The sequence below is a fragment of the Myxococcus eversor genome, assembly GCF_010894455.1.
In the GTDB taxonomy this organism is placed as follows: Bacteria; Myxococcota; Myxococcia; order Myxococcales; family Myxococcaceae; genus Myxococcus; species Myxococcus eversor.
This window is the reverse complement of the sequence record NZ_JAAIXY010000101.1, coordinates 1-422: the sequence shown is the minus strand read 5'-3', so window position 1 is coordinate 422 and position 422 is coordinate 1. Positions and strand designations below refer to the sequence as shown.

Genomic DNA, 422 nt, shown 5'->3' with positions numbered 1-422 from the left:
GCCACGACGCCGGCGCCCACCGTGCGGCCACCCTCGCGAACAGCGAAGCGCAGCTCCTTGTCCATCGCCACCGGGGTGATGAGCTCCACCTCGATCGCGATGTTGTCGCCCGGCATCACCATTTCCACGTTATCGGGCAGCTTCACCGTTCCCGTCACGTCCGTCGTGCGGAAGTAGAACTGGGGACGGTAGCCCTTGAAGAACGGGGTGTGGCGACCACCCTCTTCCTTCGACAGCACGTAGATCTGCGCCTTGAACTTGGTGTGCGGCTTGATGCTGCCCGGCTTGGCCAACACCTGCCCGCGCTCCATGTCCTCGCGCTTCAGACCACGCACCAGCGCGCCGATGTTGTCTCCCGCCCGGCCCTCGTCCAGCAGCTTGCGGAACATCTCCACGCCCGTGACGACGGTCTTCTGCGTGTC

1 protein-coding gene is annotated in these 422 nt (G+C 65.2%); it reads right to left on the bottom strand.

The annotated features are described in order from the left end of the window. A partial coding sequence (locus tag G4D83_RS45320) for an EF-Tu C-terminal domain-related protein (protein ID WP_240357205.1) occupies nt 1-422 on the bottom strand: 422 nt, incomplete at both ends.